Origin of the sequence: Flavobacterium sp. (assembly GCF_044373165.1) — a bacterium.
Classification (GTDB): Bacteria; Bacteroidota; Bacteroidia; order Flavobacteriales; family Flavobacteriaceae; genus Flavobacterium.
This window is the reverse complement of the sequence record NZ_JBILQL010000023.1, coordinates 1-24,034: the sequence shown is the minus strand read 5'-3', so window position 1 is coordinate 24,034 and position 24,034 is coordinate 1. Positions and strand designations below refer to the sequence as shown.

Here is a 24,034-nt window from a genome sequence, read left to right as displayed (position 1 = left end):
TATGAAGTTAAAAATCTTTCGAATTGTCTTTGCAGCTCTTGTGCTCACATCTTTGGTGATTTCTTGTAATCAATCAAAAGAAGAAGCCCTTGTTGTGGAAAAACCAAAACCGAAATTAATCGATTTTGGCTTTAATCTGCACGACTTTAACGTGGTCAACGACACGGTAAAATCAGGTGATACTTTCGGAAGCCTAATTCAAAAACAAAACCTAAACGGCAAACAAGTTTACGATATTGTTGCCCAAGTAAAAGACACTTTTGATGTCAGAACCATTCGAATCGGGAAACCTTACACCATACTGAGAAGCAAGAATAAAACCCACAAAATTCAGTATTTCATCTACCAACCCGACAGAATGAACTACTATGTGGTTGACTTGAGAGATTCGGTTATGGCACTTAAAAAAACCAGACCGCTTACCTTTAAAACCAGAACTATAGCCGGTGCACTCAACGGTTCATTGTCCGAAACCTTAGCCAACGAAAAAGTGGATCCTGCTTTAGCCGCCAAAATTGCCAAAATTTACGCTTGGTCCATCGACTTCTTTAAACTTCAAAAAGGCGATAAATTCGGCTTAACCTTTACCGAACGCTATATCAATGATACCGTTTATGACGGTGTTGACAGTTTGAAAGCTTCATTCTTTGAATACAAAGGCAAAAAAATCTATGCTTTTCCTTTTTCTCCTAATGAAAATTCAAAAAAACAAGAGTACTATGACGAAGAAGGAAAAACATTGAAAAACTTTTTCTTGAAAGCGCCTCTAAAATTCGTCAATATTACCTCCAGGTATTCCCGAAGTCGTTTCCATCCGGTGCAAAAAAGATGGAAAGCCCACAACGGAACCGATTATGCAGCGCCAACCGGAACCCCAATCATGTCTACGGCAGCCGGTGTGGTTGAACAAGCCGGTTATACAACTGGAAATGGTAATTTTGTTAAAGTAAAACACGACAGAACTTACTCCACCCAATACTTACACATGTCCAAAATACTGGTTCGTCGCGGTCAAAGGGTTACCCAAGGTCAAGTCATCGGAAAAGTAGGCAGCACCGGTTTAGCCACCGGACCACACGTATGCTATCGCTTCTGGAAAAATGGCGTTCAAGTAGATGCTTTGCGCTTAAAATTGCCAACCTCAACACCAATGGAGGCTAAATACAAACAAAAATTCTTAGAGGTCATTACACCACTTAAAAAAGTATTGGACAGCACCGCAGAAGCCAAATTCAAAAAATAATTTTACTTTTTTTACTTACTACAACGTTAGCGTAAAGTAAAGCCTCTTTTTTTACCAATCTATATTTGTAAATTTGCCTATCAAATGTAAAAAAATGGCATTAGCTCAAATCAATCCGACAACAACCAAAGCTTGGGAAAAACTAACCCAACATTATGCGCAAATCAAAAATGTTTCCATGAAGGAAATGTTTGCCAACGATAGTCAAAGAGCTGAGAAGTTTCATATACGATGGAATACCTTTTTAGTCGATTATTCCAAAAACATCTTTAACCAAGATACGCTCAATTTACTACTCGAATTAGCTAAAGAAGCCCAATTAAAAGAAGCTATAAGTCAGTATTTCAATGGAGAAGCTATCAACCAAACCGAGAACAGAGCTGTTTTACATACTGCCTTGCGTTCCACCGAAAACAGTACTGTTTTGGTAGAGGGAGAAAATGTAATGCCCGAAGTATTTGCGGTTAAAAATAAAATCAAAGCTTTCTCTTCCGAAGTAATTTCGGGACATAGAAAAGGATTCACCGGAAAAGCTTTTACTGATGTCGTAAACATCGGAATTGGAGGTTCAGACCTTGGTCCGGCTATGGTGGTTGAAGCTTTACAATTCTACAAAAACCAACTCAACGTTCACTTTGTTTCCAACGTAGATGGGGATCACGTAAACGAAATCATTAAAAAACTCAATCCGGAGACGACTCTTTTTGTCATCGCCTCTAAAACTTTCACCACACAAGAAACACTGTCAAATGCGGAAACCATTCGTGCTTGGTTTTTACAATCGGCAACGCAAGAAGACGTAGCCAATCATTTCGTAGCGGTTTCTACCAACATCCAAAAAGTAACCGAATTCGGTATTGATCCTGACAATATTTTCCCAATGTGGGATTGGGTAGGCGGTCGATTTTCACTTTGGAGTGCCGTTGGTTTGTCTATCAGTTTAGCGGTTGGATTTGATCACTTTGACGAATTATTATCCGGTGCTCATGACATGGATAATCATTTTAAAAACGAAACTTTCGACAAAAACATACCCGTAATTCTCGCTTTATTGAGCATTTGGTACAATAACTTTTTTGGTGCAGAAAGTGAAGCTTTAATCCCTTACACGCAATACCTTCAAAAGTTAGCTTCCTACTTGCAACAAGGCATTATGGAAAGCAACGGAAAAAGTGTTGGTCGAGACGGAAAACCGGTGAATTATCAAACCGGAACCATTATTTGGGGCGAACCGGGAACCAATTCTCAACATGCTTTTTTCCAATTGATTCACCAAGGAACCAAAATGATTCCGACAGATTTCATTGGCTTCATAAAACCTTTACACGGTAATCATGACCATCACAATAAATTAATGTCGAACTTCTTCGCTCAAACCGAAGCCTTGCTCAACGGTAAAACCGAAGCTCAGGTGAAAGCCGAATTTGAAAAACAAAACATCACCGGAGCCAAGGCAAATTATCTTTTACCGTTTAAAGTATTTACCGGTAACAAACCGACCAATACCCTTTTAATCGACAAACTAACCCCAAAATCATTGGGTTCATTGATTGCACTTTATGAACATAAAATATTTGTTCAAGGTGTTATTTGGAATATCTTCAGTTATGACCAATGGGGTGTTGAATTGGGGAAACAGTTGGCTAACTCTATTTTAGACGAAATTCATTCCGAGACTGTAAAACCACACGACAGCTCGACGGAGTTCTTACTGAAATACTTTCTGAACAACAAATAGTTTAAACAGAACCTAAAACCTCGCTAATTCGTGAGGTTTTTTTATGCCTTTTCTCTATATTTGTTTTTCTAAAACAAAAAACTATGTACGACTTCATTCAAAAATTTCACTCAGGCTGGGCTTATTTAGCTTTATTATTATTGGTTTTTGCTGTTGTTAATTCTTTTATGGGAATGTCTTCTAAAAAAGAGTTTACTGCTAAAGACCGAAAAATTGCTTTGTTTGGATTAATCGGAGCCCACATACAGTTGTTGGTTGGTTTGATTCTTTATTTTATTTCCCCTCTCGGACACGCTTTGCTGGGAGAAATGAAAGATTCAGCCGCCCGATTAACTTCTTTAGAACATCCGTTGATTAATATTATTGCCATCGTTTTAATTACCATAGGTTGGTCAAAACACAAAAAAGCCGAAACCGGAACAGCAAAATTCAAATCGATTGCCGTATTTTTCGGCTTAGGATTATTGCTGATATTAAGCCGAATCCCATGGAAATTGTGGTTCTAGAAAATAACTAAAGTCCTGCAAGGGGCTTTTTTTATCAAGGTATGGTTTTTGCAAAAACCCATTTATCAATTAAACTATTCTTTATGAATACTAAAATAAAATCCTATCTATTCCTCTTGGTAACCGCGTTTTTCTTGCTGGCTTTTTCGTGGGGAAATCCACAACAAAAAGAAAAACCACAAGACAAAAACAAGGAAAAAAATGCTCCAGCAAAAGACCTTAAAGACACCAAGGAAAGTAAAGACAATAAAGACAAAACGAAAACAGTTGTAACAGCTAAAACTGATACTATAGTAGCGAAAGAAATTCCGGTAATTAAAGAAACCGATACGCTTCAAATTGACCCGAACTCAAAACTGAAAGTCTACAAAAAGAACGCTCATGCTTCTTATTATCACAATAAATTCAACGGCCGACGAACCGCAAGCGGAAAGCGATTTGACAACAATAAATACACCGCAGCGCATAAAAAATTACCGTTTGGGACTTTGGTAAAGGTAACTAACGAAGCCAATGGAAAATTTGTGATTGTAGAAATTACTGACCGCGGTCCGTTTTCTAAAGTGCGAGAAATCGACTTAAGCCGCAGGGCTTTTATGGATATTACTTCCAATAAAAATTCGGGAGTTGTGTTTGTAAAAATTGAAGTGATTGAGCCAATCAAATAATTACCAAAGCTTGAACGGATTTTTACTCAAATAAGCATTGTAATAGCGTTCATCATTAGTCACTTCTGCTCCTAACCAATTCGGTTTTTCAAACGATTCCGACTCGGTTTCCAATTCGATTTCGGCCATCACCAAACCATCATTTTCACCCGAAAAAATATCGACTTCATACACATGACGTCCAACTTTAACTTCGTAACGAATTTTATCAATTATCCCGTTTTCGCAAATGGTCAGTAAGGTTTCTGCATCCGTTAAACTAATTTCTCTTTCCCATTCTAAACGCGTAGTACCGTTATCACTGCTTTTTCCCTTAATGGTTAAATAACCTTTATCCCCTTTTATCCTTACGCGAACGGTTCTTTCAGGATTAGAACTCAAATAGCCTTGTACTATTCGCTTTTGTGAGAAAGATTCGTTGATAAAATCGTTGGATAGCACTAAAAATTTACGCTCTATTTCAATCATATCAGGCTCATATTTAGGAGCAAGTTAAGAAATTTATCCCTTTAAAATTGTATTTTTACCATTATCTTAATTGCCAAAACTTCGTGGGAATGAAATTTTACCGCCATAAAACCCCAATTCATAATTTAGACGATTTATTTCGCTTGTACTTTGACCAAAACGGTTATCATTCGAATGATCGTTTGCTTTTTTTGGTGGATTTGGCGCAGTTTTTTCGTCCTGATAATCCCAAAAAAGAAAGTGTTGTTTCGATAAAGTTACTCTTGGATTATTTAGAGGCGAATAAGGATATGACGGCGCAGTTCAAATTGTATTTAGCCGAAACACTTTCGCAAAGAAAATTCGGCAGAATGCTTTCGGACACCGGAATTTTGAGAGATTCCGATTTTAAGTACGAAGTCAAAAAACGACTGTTTGCCAAAATTTTGCCTTTCCAACCGGAGAAAGACACTTTGGAATTCGTTTTGAACCAAGTGTTTTTTAAAAGTTCCGATCCTATTTGGATAGCCCGAATACCGTTTGAAGAGTTACAGCAACTCTTTGATATTATTGCTGAAGAAACCATCTACGAATCGGTTGCCGAACAATCGGTATTGTCTGAAGTAATGAATGCGATGGGTTTAATTTCCCAACGCATGAGCGGCAGAGCCATGGAAACTGATGTGATTAAAATGGTTCCCGAATACGACGATTTGGAAAGTCCGTTCGTAGCCTTTGAAAACGAATTGAACAACATTTTAGCAAAAATCCGAAGTGGAGAAAATCATTATATCGTTTCCGAAGATTTAAACTATAAACAGCTGATTATCCTGCACAAACAATGCGAAGAATACGTCGATAAAGCTTTCGGTAACAGCTCGAAATTCGGAATTTCATTAAAAGTGAATCAGAGTTTACTTCGCATTCGTCAGCAGTTACACCGAATGAAAGTACTGATTTCTACTTTGGTCGTTAACAAACCTTCCGATAAAAAAAACAATTCCATCTTACTGTTGCTTCGATTGATTAAATACAACTGTCAAAAAAACAATGTCCGACAATTAATTAACGAAAGTACCCAATTGATTTCCTATGAAATCACACAACACACAGGCAAAACGGGAGAACATTACATTACCGAAAGTCGCTCCGAATATTTTGCCATGCTCAAAGCAGCCATTGGTGGCGGATTTATCGTAGGGATTTTGTGTATCATTAAATTATTGTTTTCAAAGATTGAAACCAGCGCTTTCGGTCATGCTTTTTATTACAGTTTGAATTATTCTCTGGGTTTTATCACCATTTATTTGATGGGCTACACCTTGGCTACCAAACAACCCGCCATGACTGCAGCAACTTTAATCAAAGCATTGGAAAGCGGTATGAAAAAGCAAACCAATTCCGAAAACAAACACGGTTCGTTCGCCCAACTTTTCGCACGATTGTTCCGTTCCCAGTTTATCGCCTTTGTAGGTAATGTTTTTATGGCTTTTCCGGTTTCGCTATTGGGTATTTGGTTAATTGACTATTTTTTCAACTATAACATTGCTTTCGATAAGTCGTCTAAACTCTTATACGATTTATCTCCGGTGCATTCAGCCGCTTTGTTTCATGCCGCCATTGCAGGTGTGTTTTTATTTCTCTCCGGCATAATATCAGGGAATGTTTCTAACAAAAACAAACACAATCAGGTGTATTACCGCATCAAAGAACATCCGGTTTTAAAGCAAAATTTGGGCATTGTAAAAACCAACGCTATCGCCAAATGGTTTGAAAATCATTGGCCGGGCGTAGTTTCTAACGGTTGGTTTGGCGTGTTTTTGGGCAGTACCGCCTCTTTGGGTATTTTTCTCGGATTGAATATCGACATTCGTCACATTACTTTTGCTGCCGGAAATTTGGCTTTGGGTTTGTTCGGAGCCGATTTTTTTGTAGACATGCCTACAATTATTTGGGGTATTATCGGAATTGGACTGATTGGCTTTGTGAATTTTATAGTCAGTTTTTCCTTGTCGCTCGGATTGGCTTTCCGTTCTCGCAACATCCCACTTTCTGAATTGAGATTATTATTTAGTTCGACTTGGGCGTATTTCAAAAGTCGCCCAACAGCCTTTTTCTTTCCTGTAAAAGACAAATAAAATGGAAGTTGAAGTGACTTATCGAAAAATCATACACATCGATATGGATGCCTTCTATGCTTCGGTAGAACAAATGGATAATCCCGAGCTCAAAGGAAAACCATTGGCTGTTGGCGGAAGCGAAATTCGTGGCGTCGTTTCGGCGGCTAGTTATGAAGCTCGAAAGTTTGGTGTAAGAAGTGCCATGAGCGGTATTCAAGCCAAACGAAATTGTCCCGATTTGATTTTTGTCCGACCAAGATTTGACCGCTACAAAGAAATCTCCAAAAAGATTCGCAAGATATTTCATGAGTATACTGATTTGGTTGAACCACTATCGTTAGACGAAGCTTATTTGGATGTTACTCAAAACAAAAAAGGTAATCCGAGTGCGACTTTAATTGCTCAGGAAATCAGACAACGCATTTTTGAGGAAGTTGGCTTAACAGCTTCTGCCGGAATATCAGTCAATAAATTTGTGGCCAAAATAGCCAGCGATTACCACAAACCCAACGGTCAGAAAACCGTCAATCCGGAAGAAGTGGAATCTTTTTTAGAGAATTTAGACATCAAAAAATTCTACGGCATTGGCAAAGTTACCACCGAGAGAATGTACCATTTGGGCATTTTTACCGGGAAAGATTTAAAATCAAAGTCGAAGGAATTTTTAGAAGAACATTTCAGCAAAAGCGGCTTGCATTTTTACCATATTGTTCGAGGCATTCACAACAGCGCGGTAAAACCCAATCGCATTGCCAAATCGGTCGCCGCCGAACATACTTTTAACGAAAACCTGACTTCGGAAATCTTTATGGTGGAAAAGTTGGAACGCATCGCCGGTGAATTGGAAAACCGACTCAAAAAATACAACATCTCGGGGAAAACCGTAACCCTCAAAATCAAATACAGCGATTTTACGACCCAAACCCGAAGTAAGACCTTGCCTTACTTTATTGCCGATAAAGGATTGCTTCTCGAGACCGCCAAAGAGCTTTTATTTCAAGAACGGATGAAGGAATCGGTGCGATTGCTTGGGATTTCGTTGAATAACTTAAATACAGAGATTAAAAAGACGGTTGTAGTGCAGTTAAAGTTTGAGTTTTAGGTATAAAAAAACCAGCTTCATTCTAAAGAACAAGGCTGGTTTGTATTTTGATATCGTTGAGCTTAATCTCTGCTCGACAATTTGGATAACAATCTTAAAAACTCAACATATAACCAAACCAAGGTAATCATTAAGCCCATAGCGCCATACCATTCCATGTATTTCGGCATCTTTTCTTGAACTCCTTTTTCGATTTGATCAAAATCTAAGAATAAGTTCAAAGCGGCTATCACAATCACAAATACACTAATTCCAATGCTAATCATTGAATTTCCGTGGTGAACCGGTGTAAAACTGGTAAACATCGATAACAACCAAGAAATCAAATAATAAGTAGCGATGGCCAAAGTAGCGGCCAAAACCACAGATCTGAATTTGTCATTTACTTTTACCACTCCGTATTTGTATAAACCGAAACACACCATGAAAGTAACAAACGTACAACTCACAGCTTGTATCACAATTCCGGGATACATTACTTCAAAAATAGCCGATAAACCGCCAATAAAAAGTCCTTCAAAAATAGCATAACCCGGTGCTAAAAAAGCAGAATATTGTGGTTTAAATGTAGCTATCAAAACTAAAACAAATCCAACAATAGCACCACCGATGGTTAATACCATTGGATTTTGACCGTTGAAAGTCATGATCCAAGTAATCGCAGCACTGGCAATTAAAAGTACCAACATCAGGAAACTTTTGTTAATCGTTCCCGAAACTGTCATGGTTTGATTGTAATCAATAACAGTGGCTTCGTGTACTACATCATTAGCACGAGAAGTATTTGAAAAAGTTTTGTTTTTGAAAAACGGGTTGTTTGAATTCATAATGTTCGTTTTAAAAGAGTATTTAGGGCTAAAATACTAAATTTATTCAATTTCAGAAACCCTCAAGGTATTTACCATTCCTTTATCAGCTACAGGCATAGCGGCTAAGTTGATTAACATATCGCCTTTTTTTACAAACCCTTTTTGTTTGGCAATATCATTGACATCGCCTACCGTATCATCAGTACTGACAAATTTATCGTAGTAAAAAGCATTAACTCCCCAAAGCAAATTCAACTGCGTTAAAATTCTTTTGTTAGAAGTGTACACTAAAATATGCGCTGAGGGTCGCCAAGCCGAAATTTGAAAAGCTGTATAACCGCTATTGGTTAGCGTGGAAATGGCTTTGGCTTTGATATCATTGGCCATAGTAGCCGCATGGTAGCAAATAGACTTGGTGATAAAACGTTTAGTTCTTACGTGAGGCGGATTTTGCGGCACTGCAATCAAAGGTGAATCTTCAACCGCTTCAATGATTTGTGTCATTTTTTCAATTACCTCTACCGGATAGTTTCCTACCGAGGTTTCGCCCGACAACATCACGGCATCAGCACCATCCATCACCGAATTGGCTACGTCATTTACTTCGGCACGCGTTGGTGTTAAACTGGTAATCATGGTTTCCATCATTTGTGTGGCCACAATTACCGGTATACGAGCGGTTTTAGCTCTGTGAATTAATTTTTTCTGAATCAAAGGCACTTCATGTGCCGGAATTTCAACCCCAAGGTCGCCTCGGGCTACCATTAAACCGTCACAAAAAGCGACAATTTTATCAATGTTTTCTACGGCTTCCGGTTTTTCAATTTTGGCTACAATAGGAATTTTATGGCTAGAATGCTTCGCAATTAAGTCTTGCAATTCTTCTAAATCTTTTGGCGTTCTCACAAACGAAAGTGCTATCCAATCTACTTTCTCTTCAATGGCAAAAATGGCATCTTTAATGTCTTTTTTGGTCAATGCCGGTAAAGAGACTTTGGTTTGTGGCAAGTTTACTCCTTTTTTAGATTTTAGTGGTCCGCCTTGGATAACTTTACAAACTACTTCTGTAGTTCCATTGGTTTCTAAGGCTTCGAAGATTAACTTTCCATCATCCAATAAAATGCGCTCTCCCGGATTAACATCTTGCGGAAAAGACAAATAGTTCATGTACACCCGTTCTTTAGTGCCGGGAACATCTTCTGCGGTTTGAAAAGTAATGATATCGCCAGGATTTACTACTACATCTTCCTTCATAACTCCAACACGAAGTTTGGGTCCTTGCAAATCGGCTAAAATGGCGGTGGTGTATCCAAACTCATCGTTCAATTCACGGATAATATCTATCCTTTCTTTTACATCAACATAATCAGCATGGGAGAAATTGATACGAAATACGTTTACTCCGGCATCAATCATTTTTTTGATTACTTCTTTCGAACTACATGCAGGTCCTAATGTGGCTACAATTTTAGTTTTTTTCCTTGTTGGCATTATATTTAAAAAATTAAATTGTTTTTTGACTTTATCTTTTCTACATCAACAGTATAAACCGTACTTACTTTATCTATTTTTTTGAGACTGTTGACAATTTTTGGCATATCTAAAGGCGCTTCATCGTTTTCTATTTTTAAAAAATAATCGACTTTTTTAAACTCTGGTATCAAATAAATTTTGGCTGAAAAATCATTGTTACTGTTAGCAAATAATCCGGGATTATTTTGCTCTGTGGCAACAATCGCATTGTTTTGGTTTTGAACCAAACTCCAAGCAATACCCTGATGGTCTTCAAAAATAAATCTGGTGAACTGAGTTTCGCCTTCCTTACTGCTAATCTGAATGTTGTTCTGACATTTTTTGAGGTTGATAGGCAGATGCTTGTTGATAAAGTAAGCCAATCGATAATCCTCTAGTGGCGAATGTATAGCAATCAACTGATAATCTATCTTGTCAAACTCTGCAATATGTAATTTGTGAACATACATGAAAATTGCAATTTAAGTTGTAAATATAGTGTATCTGAGACAGATTTTCAGCAAGTAAGAATAGTGTTAACGATATTTTATGAACGAAAACGTTATAGTTTTTTAAGAATCTGCATTATTTTTTGTTAATTTTTTCCTGAAATGCAAAATAAGCTCTTTGGGAAGCTTTTTCTTCAGCTTTCTTTTTGGAAGTTGCTCTGGCTCTGGCCACTATTTTATTATCGATACTTAGTTTAACACCAAAGTATTTTTGACCATCGTTGCCATTGTCATCAAAAACATCATAATGAAAAGATTTCTTTTCCTTTTGACACCATTCAATCAGGAGACTTTTATAGCTAATTACTTTTCCTTCTAATTTGGCAATGTCAACATAAGGAACAATAACGCATTTTTGAATAAATTTTTGGCAAAAATCATAGCCTTTGTCAAGAAAAATGGCCCCTACTAAAGCTTCAAAAATATTACCGTGTATGTTTTCACCAAAATGTTGGGTTGGTACTTTACTTTCTACAAAACGGATCAAATTCAAGTCTCTTCCCAACTCGTTCAAGTGTTCCCGACTCACAATTTTAGAGCGCATTTTAGTCAAATAACCTTCGTCTCCTGCCGGTGCTTCATTGTATAAATAAGCTGCAATTACAGCGCTCAACATAGCATCGCCCAAGAATTCTAATCGCTCGTAATTCATCGGATTCCCTTTTAAATCGGTTCTATTGGTAGAGCGATGCGTGAAAGCTTTTTGGTAATAAACTATGGATTGAGGTTTGAAACCTATGACTTTTTCAATTTCAGTAAAAAAAATCCCGTCCTCAGATGATGAACGGGAATTTTTAAATATATTTTTTAGAATTTTCATCCTAAGACTAATCTTGTATTTTTTTGAACAATACGCAAGCATTGTGACCTCCGAAACCGAAAGTATTGCTCATGGCTACATTAACTTCTCTTTTTTGGGCTTTGTTGAGCGTCAAGTTTAATGAAGGATCAATATTTTCGTCCACCACCGTATGGTTAATGGTTGGTGGCACTATACCGTGTTTCATGGCTAAGATAGAAGCAATCGCTTCAATAGCTCCGGCAGCTCCTAACAAATGTCCGGTCATTGACTTGGTCGAATTGATATTGATATTTTTAGCATGACCTCCAAAAACAGCACTGATGGCTTTTAATTCAGCCACATCACCTAGCGGTGTAGAAGTTCCGTGTGTGTTGATGTGATCAACTTGTTCAGGCTTCATCCCGGCATCGCGCAAAGTGTTTTCCATCACTGCAATTACGCCAATTCCTTCCGGATGCGGAGCGGTTAAGTGATAGGCATCTGATGACATTCCGCCACCACCGATTTCACAATAAATTTTAGCCCCACGAGCTTTAGCGTGTTCATATTCTTCCAAAACCAAGGCACCGGCGCCTTCTCCTAAAACAAATCCGTCACGAGTAGCATCAAACGGCCTTGAAGCCGTTTCCGGGCTTTCGTTTCTGGTAGATAAAGCTTGCATAGAATTAAATCCACCCATACCGGCTATCGTAACTGCTGCTTCAGAACCTCCGGAGATGATCACATCACACATCCCTAATCGAATGTAATTGAAAGCATCAATCAAAGCATTGGCTGAAGACGCACAAGCAGAAACGGTAGTATAGTTTGGCCCCATAAACCCATTTCTCATCGAAATATGAGCTGGTGCTATGTCGGCTATCATTTTAGGAATAAAGAAAGGATTAAATCTCGGTGTTCCGTCTCCGGCCGCATAATTCATTACTTCTTCTTGAAAAGTTTCCAATCCGCCAATTCCGGCACCCCAAATTACACCGACTCTGTGTTTGTTTACATTGTCATTAGTAATTCCGGCATCTTTGATAGCTTCTTCGCTGGCAGCAATGGCATATTGAGCAAATTTGTCCATTCTGCGAGCTTCCTTGCGGTCCATAAAATCCTCGATGTTGAAGTTTTTGACTTCGCAGGCAAATTTAGTTTTGTGTTTTTCAGTATCATAATAGGTAATTGGAGCAGCACCGCTTTTACCGTTTACCAGTGCATTCCAATATTCTTCAATGGAATTACCGATTGGAGTTAATGCACCCAAACCTGTTACTACAACTCGCTTTAATGCCATAATGTGTTATTTACAATTGTATTTAAACAAATAATACCCATGTTTTCTTCAAATTTAATCATTAAAGAGACAAGGGTATTTCAATATTTTAAGATTGAATATCAATCAAGTTTATTCTTTTCAGTAAAAATAATAAAAACCCGTGAAAAATAAAGATTCTTCACGGGTGATTTATTTATTATTTTTTAGCTTCTTCGATGTAAGAAATAGCTTGACCTACAGTAGCAATGTTTTCTGCTTGATCGTCCGGAATTTGAATATCAAATTCTTTTTCGAACTCCATGATCAACTCAACAGTGTCTAATGAATCAGCGCCTAAATCATTGGTGAAGCTAGCTTCAGTTACAACTTCGTTTTCGTCAACGCCTAATTTGTCTACAATAATCGCTTTAACTCTTGATGCAATGTCTGACATAATTTCTAGATTTTTAATTTAAATTGTTGGCAAAAATAAAAAACTTTATTTTATAACAACCTTTTTGTTACTAAATATAACTACGAAAGTAAAAAAATAATTTCAAAATCTTACATTCTTATACCTCTAAATAGCATAAATATTCTTTTTTTTGTACTCTAAATTTTTGCGAAACAAATGAAAAAAATTGTGCTGTTCGCTTCAGGAAATGGTTCCAATGCTGAGAATATTATTCGATATTTCAAAGATAACCCTCTGCTTTCGATAGTTGGTGTGTTTGCTAACAATCCTCAGGCCAAAGTTTTGGAAAAAGCGAAAAATCACAAGGTTACCACTTTTGTTTTTGATAAAAACGACTTAGAAAATGGATTGGTTTTGGAAAAACTTAAGCCATTACAACCCGATTTGATTGTTTTGGCCGGATTTTTATTAAAGTTTCCTGAACACCTCATTGCAGCTTTTCCTCATAAAATTATCAATATACATCCGGCACTGTTGCCAAAATATGGCGGCAAAGGCATGTATGGCATGCACGTGCACAAAGCAATTTTGGAGAATCAAGAAAAAGAAACCGGCATCACCATTCATTACGTTAATGAACAATATGATGAAGGCGAATTTATTTTCCAAACTTCCGTCAATATCGAAAATTGCAAAACACCGGAAGCCATAGCAGCCAAAGTTCACCAACTGGAACACGAACATTTTCCTGAGGTTATCGAAAAACTTTTAACTTCGTACTTTTAACTTCGTACATTCCAAAATGTCACACCAAGTTCACATTTACACCGACGGCGCTGCCAAAGGAAATCCCGGAAACGGCGGTTACGGCGTAGTGATGGAAATGGTTGGCACACCGTATCGCAAAGAATTTTATGAGGGCTTTCGCCACACAACCAATAACCGCATGGAATTATTGGCTGTGATTGTAGGTTTGGAAAAACTCAAACAACCCAACATGAAAGTCCTGGTGGTTTCTGATTCCAAATATGTAGTGGATGCCGTGGAAAAGAAATGGGTTTTCAGTTGGGAAAAAATCGAATTTAAAGGAAAAAAAAATCCGGATTTATGGAGGCGTTTTTTAAAAATATACCGCCAACACCAAGTAGATTTCAAATGGATTAAAGGCCACAACAACCATACGCAAAACGAACGTTGCGATGAATTGGCGGTTTATGCTTCGGGCTTGCCAACACTTTCTGTAGATGCTTTTTATGAAAGAGAAGAAGGGAAACTTTTTTAACCCTCAAACCATTTTAAACTTTTAAACTAAAACTGTATCTTTGCGCCTTTAATTTGAAACCCTAAGAATGAACAAATTACTTATAGTAGGAACGGTAGCTTTCGACGCTATTGAAACACCTTTCGGAAAAACAGATAAAATTTTAGGCGGCGCCGGTACTTTTATTGGTTTATCTGCTTCACACTTCAACTTACAATCGGCTATAGTGTCCGTAGTTGGCGGCGATTTTCCTCAAGAATATTTAGATTTATTAACCGCCAGAAATATTGATATTTCAGGTTTGGAAATCGTAAAAGAAGGCAAAACGTTTTTCTGGAGCGGTAAATACCACAACGACATGAATTCGAGAGATACTTTAGCTACTGAGTTAAATGTATTGGCCGATTTCAATCCGATTGTACCGAATCATTTTAAAGATGCCGACGTGGTGATGCTGGGGAACTTACACCCAATTGTACAAACCGGTGTTTTAAACCAAATGACCCAAAAACCAAAATTAGTGGTTTTAGATACTATGAATTTTTGGATGGATTGTGCCTTGCCCGAATTACTGGACGTTATCAAACGCGTGGATGTTATTACTATTAACGATGAAGAAGCGCGTCAGTTGTCGGGTGAATATTCTTTAGTAAAAGCAGCCGCGAAAATCCATACCATGGGACCTAAATATGTAGTGATTAAAAAAGGAGAACATGGCGCTTTGATTTTCCACAACGAACACATTTTCTTTGCTCCGGCTTTACCTTTGGCGGATGTATTTGATCCAACCGGTGCCGGTGATACATTTGCCGGTGGCTTTGCAGGCTTTATCACCCAACAGGGCGATGTCTCTTTCGAAACCATGAAAACCGCTATCATTCAAGGTTCCAACTTAGCGTCTTTCTGTGTGGAGAAATTCGGAACCGAAAGAATGCTCGAACTAACCAAGGAAGAAGTGAACGAGCGCTTGAAACAATTCAAAGCTTTAACACAATTTGAAATAGATTTACAATAACTTTATGCCTCGAAATTTCGGGGCATTTTTGTTTTAAACACCCAATAACACACAACTTACAACAACACAACACACTATGAGCGACGCCATTAAACACGAATGTGGAATTGCCCTTTTACGATTAAAAAAACCATTAGCTTTTTACAAAGAAAAATATGGTTCGGCCTTTTACGGCATACAAAAAATGTATTTGCTGATGGAAAAGCAACACAACCGCGGTCAAGACGGTGCCGGTTTTGCTTCTATCAAGTTTGATGTAGAACCGGGCGAACGTTACATTAGCAGGGTTCGATCAAATAAAGGCCAACCCATACAAGATATTTTTGCCCAAATTAATGATCGTATTAACGAAGAATTGGAGCAACATCCGGAATACCAAGACAATGTTGCTTTGCAAAAAGAAAACCTTCCTTACATTGGAGAATTGTTTTTAGGACACGTTCGCTACGGAACATTCGGAAAAAACAGCATAGAAAGCGTACATCCGTTCTTGAGACAAAACAATTGGATGCATCGAAATTTGATTGTAGCCGGAAACTTCAACATGACCAATGTGACCGAATTGTTCAATAGTTTGGTCGAATTGGGACAGCATCCGAAAGAACTGGCAGATACCGTGACCGTTATGGAAAAAATTGGTCATTTCTTGGATGATGAAGTAACCGATTTGTACCAAGAATGTAAAAACAACGGCTTGTCTAAAAGAGAAGCATCTCCGGTTATAGCCGAAAAATTAGACATCGCCAAAATACTCAAACGCGCTTCTAAAGGTTGGGACGGCGGTTATGCCATGGCCGGATTGTTAGGTCACGGCGACAGTTTTGTATTCCGTGATCCGGCGGGAATTCGACCGGCATATTTTTATGAAGATGACGAAATTGTGGTGGTTGCTTCCGAAAGACCGGTAATTCAAACGTCTTTCAACGTACCTTTTGAAAAAGTACAAGAATTACAACCCGGACATGCTTTAATCATCAAAAAAAACGGAAGCGTTTCGCAACAGGAAATTATCGCTCCAAGCGTTAAAAAGGCTTGTTCATTTGAACGAATCTATTTTTCCAGAGGTAGCGATGCCGAAATTTATCAAGAGCGAAAAGAATTGGGGAAATTAATTTTACCGGCTGTTTTAGAAGCCATTGACAACGATACTGACAATACGGTTTTCTCCTTTATTCCGAATACCGCCGAAACTTCTTTCTATGGAATGGTAGAAGCGGCCAATGATTTTTTAAACCAAAGAAAAAACCAATTCATATTAGACAACCGCAAAACGCTGACCAAAGAAAAATTGGAGGAGATACTGTCGGTAAAAATCAGGACCGAAAAAATTGCCATTAAAGATGCCAAACTCCGAACCTTCATCACCGAAGACAGCAGTCGGGACGATTTGGTAGCGCACGTTTACGATGTAACTTATGGCGTAATCAAACCAACAGACAATTTGGTCATTATTGACGACAGTATTGTTCGCGGTACCACTTTGAAAAAAAGTATCCTCAAAATGATGGACCGATTGAATCCAAAACGCATAGTAGTGGTTTCATCTGCCCCGCAAATTCGCTATCCCGATTGTTATGGTATTGACATGGCCAAACTAGAAGGTTTAATCGCATTCCAAGCCGCCATCGAATTATTAAAAGAAAACAATCAATATCAGATCGTGGAAGAGGTTTACAAAAAATGTAAAGCCCAAGAAAAATTAAAAGATGCCGAGGTGGTGAATTTTGTAACCGAAATTTACGCACCTTTTTCCGATACCGAAATTTCGAACAAAATAGCGGAACTGTTACATCCGCAAGACATTAAAGCTGAAGTCAAAATTATTTTTCAATCCGTAAACAATTTGCACTTGGCTTGTCCTAAAAACTTAGGCGATTGGTACTTCACCGGCGACTATCCTACTCCTGGCGGTAACCGCGTGGTTAACAGGGCATTCATGAATTTTTATGAAGGAAAAGATGCTCGTGCTTACTAAAATTTTAACATTTTTTGCCATTAAACGATTTTTGTTGCAGTTCGTCCGAATTTTTTGTTTTCAGAATATTAATCTACTTACATTTGACTTTACCATAGCATTAGTAGGTTAAGTTTATGGTAGATTTGGGGCAAAAAGGGTGAAGTTTTACTTCACCTTTTTTATTTTATAATTGTTTGATTGTCATCAAAAAAGCAGTTTTCACTCACATTTGCCTATCATTCCAATATAATTTCCAAAAAAAAGAACAATATTAATTTCTATGTTATTAGATTTGCGCTACCATAGTATTTAGTGTAGGTTAAGATTATGGTAGATTTGGGGCAAACAGGTGGAAGCAATTCCGCCTGTTTATTTTTTATCTCTTTTCCAAATAAAAAAACCGATTTCGCTTAACCCACGAAATCGGCTTCTGAAACATCAAAAAAATTATTTTGATTTTATTTTTCTGTAGCGAACAAACGAGCTACTTCTGTCCAATTGACTACATTAAAAAAGGCTTCAATATAATCCGGACGTCGATTTTGGTAATGCAAATAATAAGCATGTTCCCAAACATCCATTCCTAAAATAGGGAAACCTCCGCAAGCTGTATCAGGCATTAACGGATTGTCTTGGTTTGGCGTAGAACACACTTCAAGTTTTCCTCCTTTATGAACACAAAGCCAAGCCCAACCGGAACCGAATCTTGTAGCACCGGCTTTAGCAAACTGGGCCTTAAACTCTTCAAAAGAGCCAAAAGCAGCATCAATAGCTTCCGCTAACTCACCTGTTGGTTTTCCGCCACCATTAGGTGACATTACTTTCCAAAACAAGTTGTGGTTGTAATGACCGCCGCCATTGTTGCGAACTGCCATATTGGTCATGTCTAAATTAATGAGGATGTTTTCAATAGTTTTGCCTTCCATATCTGTACCTGCTATGGCTGCATTCAAATTGGTTACATAAGCGTTATGATGTTTTGAATGGTGGATTTCCATTGTTCTGGCATCAATATGTGGTTCTAAAGCATCGTATGCATAAGGTAATTGCGGTAATTCAAAAGCCATGGTTACTAAGTTTTAAGATTAATATTCGAGTTCCAAATTTATAAATTATATATTGTTTTTTAGTTATAATATTCACACATCATTGATCATTGCAATAAAAAATTAAGCCGTCTAAGAAACTTAGTTTTCGTTCCAATTGATAAGACAATAAAATGCATAATAAAATCAAGCTTATACTGATGTAGCCTAAATAGTTGTAATTATGAATAGAAAACTTAGCATCGCTGTAAGTAATCCAACCGCTCATTAAAGAAGCAAATCCGGTTCCGAGTGATTGCACACACGAATTCAAACTCATAAAACTGCCTCGGGTTTGACTAGTCACTGCCTGAGTAATCATGGCTTGTCCGGGAACAGTTCTTCCGGTGGCTGAACTAAACCAAAATCCAAAAACACCCAATACAATAAAAAGTTGCCAATGAGGCATATTGGTAATCAAAACCACAAAAACTATTGAAACTATAGCAGCCCAAACAAATACTGTTCTTTTTCCGTAGCTGTCTGCTAACTTTCCTATAATCTGGGCTGAAATCAACGAACAGATTCCGCCAACCAAATAAATCAAAGGCGTGTATTGTTGAGGTACACCAACATTGTAAACCAAATACGGATTAATCAATGGCACTATGATAAAATGACCGGTAACCAATAAAAAACTAAAGAGCAAGGCTGTAATTTGTACTTGGTTGCTAAAAATAGCATAGAAATTAGAAATACGCTCTTTTAATTTTATCGGATTGGCAAGATGCGACTTAACATTGGGCACAAATCGAAATAAAAACGGCAATAACAATACCCCAAAAGTAGCTACGACTAAAAACGGATAATGCCAGTCGTATTTGTTAGCCAAAAACAATCCGAAAGGTACTCCAATTACAGAAGCCAAAGCAAATCCGCCCATCAACAAACCCATCGCTCTGCCACGGCGCTCATAAGGAATCACATCGGCTATAATACTCAAAATTTGAGCACTAATTAATCCGCCAAACAAGCCTGTAAAAGTTCTGGCCAAAATCATTGAATAGGTTCCGAAAGCAAACGCACAAGCAAAAGTTCCGATTAAAAATCCGGAATAACCAAAAAGCAAGAGTTTTTTTCGATCGAATTTATCGGCAAAGAAAATAGCAAAAAAGCTACTAACAAATGCTGCCAAAGAGTAACTGGATACAATAATGGAAAACTCTGAAGTGGTCAAATTCCATTTGGGCATCAAAATATTGCCCAAAGGCATCATGATCATGAAATCGAGTATGTGGGTGAAATTGAGCAACGCCATGAGCGCTACCAAAATAACTTCGTTTCTTTTCAAAGCAATAAATTTATAAGTGTTACAAAATTAAGCATTGAAAAATTCCTTTTTCTTAATAAAGAATTAATTAATTACATTAGTAGCATAAATAAAAACTATAGTTTCCCATGTTTGATTGGCAGCCTAATACTCTTGAAAACGAGCTTATTAAACTAATTCCTTTGCGGGAAACTGATTTCGAAGCATTGTACGAAGTAGCTTCTGATCCGTTGGTTTGGGAACAACATCCTAACAGATTGAGATTCCAAAGACCTGTTTTTCAAAATTATTTTGAAGGCGCAATATTGTCTAAAGGCGCTTTTTTAATTCGCGACAGCAAAACCAATGAAGTGGTTGGCTGCAGTCGGTTTTATGATTATGACGAAAAGGAGAACGCTGTTTTAATCGGCTACACTTTTATCGGACGCAAATTTTGGGGCAACGGTTACAACAAATCCTTAAAAAAAATCATGCTCGATTATGCCTTTCAACAAGTCGATAAAGTCTATTTCCATATCGGCGCATTCAATATTAGGTCGCAAAAAGCCATAGCCAAAATCGGCGCCATCAAAGTCGACGAATTTGAAGTGGAATATTATGGCGAAGACGCAAAGTTGAATTTTGTTTATTTGATTGAAAAATGAGAAAGGCTAATGATGTTTTTTCTATACTAATGGTCATATTCGTAGCATTTGCAGTCTGGAAATACCAACGTTTCAGTCAACAAGAAAAAAGGTTTGGCGCAGAACAATTAGGTGTAGCCCTCACAAATCATGAAAAGATTTGGGGAAAACCTGACAGTAGTATCAAAAGCAATGGTCTGGTTCTATTTTATGATAGCGAAAACGGTCTTGGACACCGATATGTTTTTCGTTTTGATGATAATGAAAAGCTCGCTGGAAAATATTATGATGATTAATAATTTTATCTATTAAAGTACAATAATGCAAAAAACCGCTTTCTCCATTTACGACGCTTCGGCCGGTTCGGGCAAAACTTACACTTTGGTTAAAGAATACCTCAAGATTATTCTTTTGTCCAAAAAACCAGATGCTTACCGCAATATTTTGGCGATTACGTTTACCAACAAAGCCGTTCACGAAATGAAAAGCCGCGTGGTCGAAAGTTTATCGGAATTTGCCAAAGAAAAACCATCGGACAAAGCGCAGCAGTTGATGCAAGACATCCAAACGGAAACCGGATTATCTTTGGCCACGATTACCGAGAAAGCTAAAAGCATCATCAAAAACCTAATTCACAATTACGCTTCTTTTGACATTTCTACCATTGACAAATTTACGCACAAAGTCATTCGCGTATTTGCCCACGATTTGAACTTGCCGATTACTTTTGAAGTGTCCTTGGATACCGAAATACTATTAACCGAAGCTGTAGACGCCATTATTGCCGAAGCCGGAAACGATGAAACCTTAACCAACTTGCTGGTCGATTTTACGATGGAAAAAACCGACGACGACAAATCTTGGGACATTTCACGCGAAATTATGGAAACGGGAAAGTTGATTCTAAACGAAAACAACCGCGAAGAAATCACGCATTTCCAAAATAAAACCATTGCAGAGTTCATCGAAATCAAAAACAAACTTACCGAGCTTTGTGTGCAAATTGAAGCTGAAACAATAGAATTGGCAACAGAAGCTCTACTTTTTATCGAAAATAACGGCATCGATATTAAATCTTTTTCTGCCGGACATTTTCCGAATCATTTGGCTAACATCAGAGACAAAAAATTCAATCCGAATAACAAAACCTATCACGAATTCGACGATATCAAAATCAACAAAACGGCTTCTGACCGAACTATCATCGAAAGCATCATTCCCGATTTACTCGAAATGTTGGCTTCGATTTATAAAAAATTCGAAAAGAAAAATTTCTACGAAGCGTTTCTCAAAAACATCACGCCGCTTTCTTTGCTGAATACGGTTAGTAATGAATTGGGCAAAATCCAAAAAGAACAAAATATACTGTCGATAGCAGAATTTAACAAACTCATTTACGACCAAATCCAAAACCAACCGGCGCCTTTTATTTACGAACGTTTGGGTGAAAAATATAGAAATTTCTTTATCGATGAATTCCAGGACACGTCTGAAATGCAATGGCAGAATTTGATTCCGCTGATTGACAATGCCCTTTCGAGCGAAGACTTGAATGGCGATCGAGGTTCACTAATGATTGTAGGCGATCCGAAACAATCCATTTACCGTTGGCGTGGCGGAAAAGCCGAGCAATTTATCGAACTCAGTAAAGACCAAAATCCGTTTGTCAATCCGGATAAAAAGCTTTTCTCTTTAGGAACCAATTGGAGAAGTTATACTGAAATCATCGACTTCAATAATAAATTCTTTCACTTTTTGAGTGGTGAGTTTGTCCATGAAGATTACAAAGATTTGTACCAAAACCATAGCCATCAACAATTCAATACAAAAACCGGCGGTTATGTCAATATTTCTTTTGTGCCCAAAGTCGAAAAAGTCGCTTTTGACGAAGAAGAAAGTCCGGAGAAAAACGAATTGTATTTGCAAGCCACTTTGTCTACCATTGAAAAAGTAAAACAAAACGGTTTCCGTTACAAAGACATTGTTATTCTAACTCGAAAGAAAGCACACGGTACTCTAGTCGCCAATTATTTAACTGAAAACGGTGTCCCGATTATATCTTCCGAAAGTTTGCTGCTTGGTGCCTCTTCTGAAGTTCAAGGCGTAATTCACATTTTGCGATATTTGAAAAACAACAGCGATTTAGTAGCCAAAGCCCATTTTCTTTACTTTTTGGCTTCGCAACAAAACCAATTGGAAACCCACGATTTCATCGCGCAAGGCATGGAACAAAAAGCCGAAACTCGTTTTCAACAATGGTTGATTGGTTTTAATATCGATTTCTCGTTCCAAAATATCCGCAAAAAATCGCTTTACGAAGCCACTGAAATCATCATTGCCAAAGTGATTCCGATGGACAAACGCAATGCTTATATACAGTTTTTCCTGGATTTGATTTTGGAACACGATTTGAAAAAACAAGCCGGGATTTCGGATTTTCTTTCTTATTGGGACAACCATTCAGAGAAACTCAGCATTCCATCGCCGGAAGGAAACGATGCCGTGCGCATTATGACGATTCACAAATCAAAAGGGCTGGAATTCCCAGTGGTCATTTTTCCTTTTGCCGAAGAAGATTACAGCAAAGGGCCGCGGGAAAAAATGTGGCTTAACGCCGAGGAAGCAATTACCGGCTTGCCAAAAGCATTAGTCGACAAAAGCAGCAAAGTGGAAGGTTATGGCGAAGAAGCTTCTTTGGTTTACCAACAAAAAAAACAGGAAGAATTGCTCGACAATATCAACGTGTTGTATGTGGCGCTAACGCGTGCCGAAGAACAATTGTACATTATCTCGGGCATGCAAAGTCGTGGCAAAACTTCGGGTGAATATCCCAATAACATGGCGACGTTTTTTATCAAATTCCTAGAAGACAAAGGTTTTGACGAAAATAAATTCGACTATTCCTTTGGCAAAGCCGAAAAGTTATCGGTGACCAAAGAAATCATAAACGAAACCGAAACCATTCCGCAATTGTCAGCCACATTGAATCCGAAAAACATCAAAATAGCCCAAAAAGAAAGTTTGATGTGGAATACGCATCAACAGAAAGCGATTGAATTCGGTAACATCCTGCACGAAATTTTGTCTTTCGTTAAAACCAAAGACGACATTGATTTGGCCCTAATCAAAGCCATTGAAAACGGATTGATAATCGTTTCACAGAAAGAAGAAGTAGCGCAAACCCTAAATCAAGTGGTCAATCATCCCGATTTGTTATCTTATTTCGCCAATGGCAACAAAATTTTAAACGAAAAAACCATCATTCAAAAAGAAGGCAGGCTTGTAAAGCCCGACAGGATGGTTATCAACAGCAACCACGAAATCTTTTTACTCGACTACAAAACCGGTACACACCAAGCGAAATACATCGCACAATTGGAAAACTATCAGAACGCTATTGAAAAGATGGGATTTAAAGTGACTAAAAAAGCCTTGGTTTACATTGGGGAAAGTTTGGAAATAGTAAATTTGTAATCTCAATTACAGCTAACAGCTAACAGCTAACAGCTAACAGCTAACAGCTAACAGCTAACAGCTAACAGCTAAACATCAAACACAAACTAAAATTCATAAACTACAACATGTACGGAAAAATTCAACAACACCTACAAAATGAACTCAATACCATTGAACAAAACGGTATTTTCAAAAGAGAACGCATCATCACTTCGCCACAAGGCGCTGAAATTACAGTAAACGGCAAAACAGTTTT

Annotated in this window: 22 protein-coding genes and 1 pseudogene; 14 read left to right on the top strand and 9 right to left on the bottom strand. The window is 37.8% G+C overall.

Translation table 11 applies throughout. The annotated features are described in order from the left end of the window. Nucleotide 1 precedes the first annotated feature (1 nt). The 4 genes from ACIQ32_RS05095 (at nucleotide 2) to ACIQ32_RS05080 (ending at nucleotide 4,155) form a co-directional block, all read left to right on the top strand. Nucleotides 2-1,243 (top strand): peptidoglycan DD-metalloendopeptidase family protein, encoded by a 1,242-nt coding sequence (locus ACIQ32_RS05095; protein ID WP_396194614.1) that lies wholly within the window; start codon nucleotides 2-4, stop codon nucleotides 1,241-1,243. Between the two features lie 94 nt (nucleotides 1,244-1,337). Then, the gene (gene pgi, locus ACIQ32_RS05090; protein ID WP_396194613.1) at nucleotides 1,338-2,981 is read left to right on the top strand and encodes a glucose-6-phosphate isomerase; all 1,644 of its coding nucleotides are present in this window, start codon (nucleotides 1,338-1,340) and stop codon (nucleotides 2,979-2,981) included. Nucleotides 2,982-3,064: 83 nt separating this feature from the next. Then, the gene (locus ACIQ32_RS05085) at nucleotides 3,065-3,487 is read left to right on the top strand and encodes a hypothetical protein (protein ID WP_396194612.1); all 423 of its coding nucleotides are present in this window, start codon (nucleotides 3,065-3,067) and stop codon (nucleotides 3,485-3,487) included. A gap of 83 nt (nucleotides 3,488-3,570) precedes the next feature. Further along, nucleotides 3,571-4,155: a septal ring lytic transglycosylase RlpA family protein gene (locus tag ACIQ32_RS05080; RefSeq protein ID WP_396194611.1), complete on the top strand. Its 585-nt coding sequence runs from the start codon at nucleotides 3,571-3,573 to the stop codon at nucleotides 4,153-4,155. Here ACIQ32_RS05080 and ACIQ32_RS05075 read toward each other — a convergent pair whose 3' ends face one another. Continuing rightward, nucleotides 4,156-4,623 carry a CYTH domain-containing protein gene (locus tag ACIQ32_RS05075; protein WP_396194610.1) on the bottom strand — a complete coding sequence of 156 codons (468 nt, stop codon included), beginning with the start codon at nucleotides 4,621-4,623 and terminating at the stop codon, nucleotides 4,156-4,158. Between the two features lie 89 nt (nucleotides 4,624-4,712). Between ACIQ32_RS05075 and ACIQ32_RS05070 the strand changes: the two genes are divergently transcribed. Then, nucleotides 4,713-6,740 carry a recombinase gene (locus ACIQ32_RS05070; protein WP_396194609.1) on the top strand — a complete coding sequence of 676 codons (2,028 nt, stop codon included), beginning with the start codon at nucleotides 4,713-4,715 and terminating at the stop codon, nucleotides 6,738-6,740. A gap of 1 nt (nucleotide 6,741) precedes the next feature. After that, complete coding sequence (gene dinB, locus ACIQ32_RS05065) at nucleotides 6,742-7,824, top strand: DNA polymerase IV (protein WP_396194608.1); 1,083 nt, start codon at nucleotides 6,742-6,744, stop codon at nucleotides 7,822-7,824. Between the two features lie 62 nt (nucleotides 7,825-7,886). Here the strand turns inward: dinB and ACIQ32_RS05060 are convergent, their stop codons facing one another. From ACIQ32_RS05060 to ACIQ32_RS05035, 6 genes are all read right to left on the bottom strand, one after another. Beyond that, nucleotides 7,887-8,651 carry a Bax inhibitor-1/YccA family protein gene (locus ACIQ32_RS05060; RefSeq protein WP_396194607.1) on the bottom strand — a complete coding sequence of 255 codons (765 nt, stop codon included), beginning with the start codon at nucleotides 8,649-8,651 and terminating at the stop codon, nucleotides 7,887-7,889. A 42-nt stretch (nucleotides 8,652-8,693) separates the two neighbouring features. Then, nucleotides 8,694-10,124, bottom strand: coding sequence for a pyruvate kinase (gene pyk / locus ACIQ32_RS05055; RefSeq protein WP_396194606.1), 1,431 nt, complete (start codon nucleotides 10,122-10,124; stop codon nucleotides 8,694-8,696). Nucleotides 10,125-10,129: 5 nt separating this feature from the next. After that, the gene (locus ACIQ32_RS05050) at nucleotides 10,130-10,615 is read right to left on the bottom strand and encodes an IPExxxVDY family protein (RefSeq protein ID WP_396194605.1); all 486 of its coding nucleotides are present in this window, start codon (nucleotides 10,613-10,615) and stop codon (nucleotides 10,130-10,132) included. Between the two features lie 115 nt (nucleotides 10,616-10,730). After that, on the bottom strand, nucleotides 10,731-11,474 hold the full coding sequence (gene rnc / locus ACIQ32_RS05045) for a ribonuclease III (RefSeq protein WP_396194604.1): 744 nt from the start codon (nucleotides 11,472-11,474) through the stop codon (nucleotides 10,731-10,733). A gap of 7 nt (nucleotides 11,475-11,481) precedes the next feature. Next, nucleotides 11,482-12,735: a beta-ketoacyl-ACP synthase II gene (gene fabF / locus ACIQ32_RS05040; RefSeq protein WP_396194603.1), complete on the bottom strand. Its 1,254-nt coding sequence runs from the start codon at nucleotides 12,733-12,735 to the stop codon at nucleotides 11,482-11,484. 178 nt (nucleotides 12,736-12,913) lie between these two features. Continuing rightward, complete coding sequence (locus ACIQ32_RS05035; RefSeq protein ID WP_007137004.1) at nucleotides 12,914-13,150, bottom strand: acyl carrier protein; 237 nt, start codon at nucleotides 13,148-13,150, stop codon at nucleotides 12,914-12,916. 177 nt (nucleotides 13,151-13,327) lie between these two features. On the opposite strand from ACIQ32_RS05035, the gene ACIQ32_RS05030 reads away from it, so the two are divergent. From ACIQ32_RS05030 to ACIQ32_RS05015, 4 genes are all read left to right on the top strand, one after another. After that, the gene (locus ACIQ32_RS05030) at nucleotides 13,328-13,897 is read left to right on the top strand and encodes a phosphoribosylglycinamide formyltransferase (RefSeq protein WP_396194602.1); all 570 of its coding nucleotides are present in this window, start codon (nucleotides 13,328-13,330) and stop codon (nucleotides 13,895-13,897) included. A gap of 16 nt (nucleotides 13,898-13,913) precedes the next feature. Further along, on the top strand, nucleotides 13,914-14,393 hold the full coding sequence (gene rnhA, locus ACIQ32_RS05025) for a ribonuclease HI (RefSeq protein WP_396194600.1): 480 nt from the start codon (nucleotides 13,914-13,916) through the stop codon (nucleotides 14,391-14,393). 67 nt (nucleotides 14,394-14,460) lie between these two features. Continuing rightward, nucleotides 14,461-15,387, top strand: coding sequence for a PfkB family carbohydrate kinase (locus ACIQ32_RS05020; RefSeq protein WP_396194599.1), 927 nt, complete (start codon nucleotides 14,461-14,463; stop codon nucleotides 15,385-15,387). 76 nt (nucleotides 15,388-15,463) lie between these two features. After that, nucleotides 15,464-17,362, top strand: coding sequence for an amidophosphoribosyltransferase (locus ACIQ32_RS05015; RefSeq protein ID WP_396194598.1), 1,899 nt, complete (start codon nucleotides 15,464-15,466; stop codon nucleotides 17,360-17,362). A gap of 440 nt (nucleotides 17,363-17,802) precedes the next feature. On the opposite strand, the gene ACIQ32_RS05010 is transcribed toward ACIQ32_RS05015, so the two are convergent. Continuing rightward, nucleotides 17,803-18,411 carry a superoxide dismutase gene (locus ACIQ32_RS05010; RefSeq protein ID WP_396194597.1) on the bottom strand — a complete coding sequence of 203 codons (609 nt, stop codon included), beginning with the start codon at nucleotides 18,409-18,411 and terminating at the stop codon, nucleotides 17,803-17,805. A 79-nt stretch (nucleotides 18,412-18,490) separates the two neighbouring features. Then, a complete protein-coding gene (locus ACIQ32_RS05005) occupies nucleotides 18,491-19,720 on the bottom strand; it encodes an MFS transporter (RefSeq protein WP_396194596.1) in 1,230 nt (409 codons plus the stop codon). A 107-nt stretch (nucleotides 19,721-19,827) separates the two neighbouring features. Between ACIQ32_RS05005 and ACIQ32_RS05000 the strand changes: the two genes are divergently transcribed. From ACIQ32_RS05000 to ACIQ32_RS04985, 4 genes and pseudogenes are all read left to right on the top strand, one after another. Next, entirely contained in the window at nucleotides 19,828-20,343 is a 516-nt protein-coding gene (locus ACIQ32_RS05000) for a GNAT family N-acetyltransferase (protein WP_396194594.1), read from the top strand. Beyond that, nucleotides 20,340-20,618 carry a hypothetical protein gene (locus tag ACIQ32_RS04995; RefSeq protein ID WP_396194593.1) on the top strand — a complete coding sequence of 93 codons (279 nt, stop codon included), beginning with the start codon at nucleotides 20,340-20,342 and terminating at the stop codon, nucleotides 20,616-20,618. Before ACIQ32_RS05000 ends, ACIQ32_RS04995 begins: the two co-directional genes overlap by 4 nt. Nucleotides 20,619-20,643: 25 nt before the next feature. Further along, nucleotides 20,644-23,796 carry a UvrD-helicase domain-containing protein gene (locus ACIQ32_RS04990; protein WP_396194591.1) on the top strand — a complete coding sequence of 1,051 codons (3,153 nt, stop codon included), beginning with the start codon at nucleotides 20,644-20,646 and terminating at the stop codon, nucleotides 23,794-23,796. A 107-nt stretch (nucleotides 23,797-23,903) separates the two neighbouring features. Next, nucleotides 23,904-24,034 (top strand): annotated as a pseudogene (locus ACIQ32_RS04985) (glycine C-acetyltransferase); the annotation flags it as partial.

What these genes read in the sequence shown, in the direction of transcription:
- ACIQ32_RS05095 (WP_396194614.1), top strand. Translation starts at nt 2, where the DNA reads ATGAAGTTAAAAATCTTTCGAATTGTCTTTGCAGCTCTTGTGCTCACA.
- pgi (WP_396194613.1), top strand. Translation starts at nt 1,338, where the DNA reads ATGGCATTAGCTCAAATCAATCCGACAACAACCAAAGCTTGGGAAAAA.
- ACIQ32_RS05085 (WP_396194612.1), top strand. Translation starts at nt 3,065, where the DNA reads ATGTACGACTTCATTCAAAAATTTCACTCAGGCTGGGCTTATTTAGCT.
- ACIQ32_RS05080 (WP_396194611.1), top strand. Translation starts at nt 3,571, where the DNA reads ATGAATACTAAAATAAAATCCTATCTATTCCTCTTGGTAACCGCGTTT.
- ACIQ32_RS05075 (WP_396194610.1), bottom strand. Translation starts at nt 4,623, where the DNA reads ATGATTGAAATAGAGCGTAAATTTTTAGTGCTATCCAACGATTTTATC.
- ACIQ32_RS05070 (WP_396194609.1), top strand. Translation starts at nt 4,713, where the DNA reads ATGAAATTTTACCGCCATAAAACCCCAATTCATAATTTAGACGATTTA.
- dinB (WP_396194608.1), top strand. Translation starts at nt 6,742, where the DNA reads ATGGAAGTTGAAGTGACTTATCGAAAAATCATACACATCGATATGGAT.
- ACIQ32_RS05060 (WP_396194607.1), bottom strand. Translation starts at nt 8,651, where the DNA reads ATGAATTCAAACAACCCGTTTTTCAAAAACAAAACTTTTTCAAATACT.
- pyk (WP_396194606.1), bottom strand. Translation starts at nt 10,124, where the DNA reads ATGCCAACAAGGAAAAAAACTAAAATTGTAGCCACATTAGGACCTGCA.
- ACIQ32_RS05050 (WP_396194605.1), bottom strand. Translation starts at nt 10,615, where the DNA reads ATGTATGTTCACAAATTACATATTGCAGAGTTTGACAAGATAGATTAT.
- rnc (WP_396194604.1), bottom strand. Translation starts at nt 11,474, where the DNA reads ATGAAAATTCTAAAAAATATATTTAAAAATTCCCGTTCATCATCTGAG.
- fabF (WP_396194603.1), bottom strand. Translation starts at nt 12,735, where the DNA reads ATGGCATTAAAGCGAGTTGTAGTAACAGGTTTGGGTGCATTAACTCCA.
- ACIQ32_RS05035 (WP_007137004.1), bottom strand. Translation starts at nt 13,150, where the DNA reads ATGTCAGACATTGCATCAAGAGTTAAAGCGATTATTGTAGACAAATTA.
- ACIQ32_RS05030 (WP_396194602.1), top strand. Translation starts at nt 13,328, where the DNA reads ATGAAAAAAATTGTGCTGTTCGCTTCAGGAAATGGTTCCAATGCTGAG.
- rnhA (WP_396194600.1), top strand. Translation starts at nt 13,914, where the DNA reads ATGTCACACCAAGTTCACATTTACACCGACGGCGCTGCCAAAGGAAAT.
- ACIQ32_RS05020 (WP_396194599.1), top strand. Translation starts at nt 14,461, where the DNA reads ATGAACAAATTACTTATAGTAGGAACGGTAGCTTTCGACGCTATTGAA.
- ACIQ32_RS05015 (WP_396194598.1), top strand. Translation starts at nt 15,464, where the DNA reads ATGAGCGACGCCATTAAACACGAATGTGGAATTGCCCTTTTACGATTA.
- ACIQ32_RS05010 (WP_396194597.1), bottom strand. Translation starts at nt 18,411, where the DNA reads ATGGCTTTTGAATTACCGCAATTACCTTATGCATACGATGCTTTAGAA.
- ACIQ32_RS05000 (WP_396194594.1), top strand. Translation starts at nt 19,828, where the DNA reads ATGTTTGATTGGCAGCCTAATACTCTTGAAAACGAGCTTATTAAACTA.
- ACIQ32_RS04995 (WP_396194593.1), top strand. Translation starts at nt 20,340, where the DNA reads ATGAGAAAGGCTAATGATGTTTTTTCTATACTAATGGTCATATTCGTA.
- ACIQ32_RS04990 (WP_396194591.1), top strand. Translation starts at nt 20,644, where the DNA reads ATGCAAAAAACCGCTTTCTCCATTTACGACGCTTCGGCCGGTTCGGGC.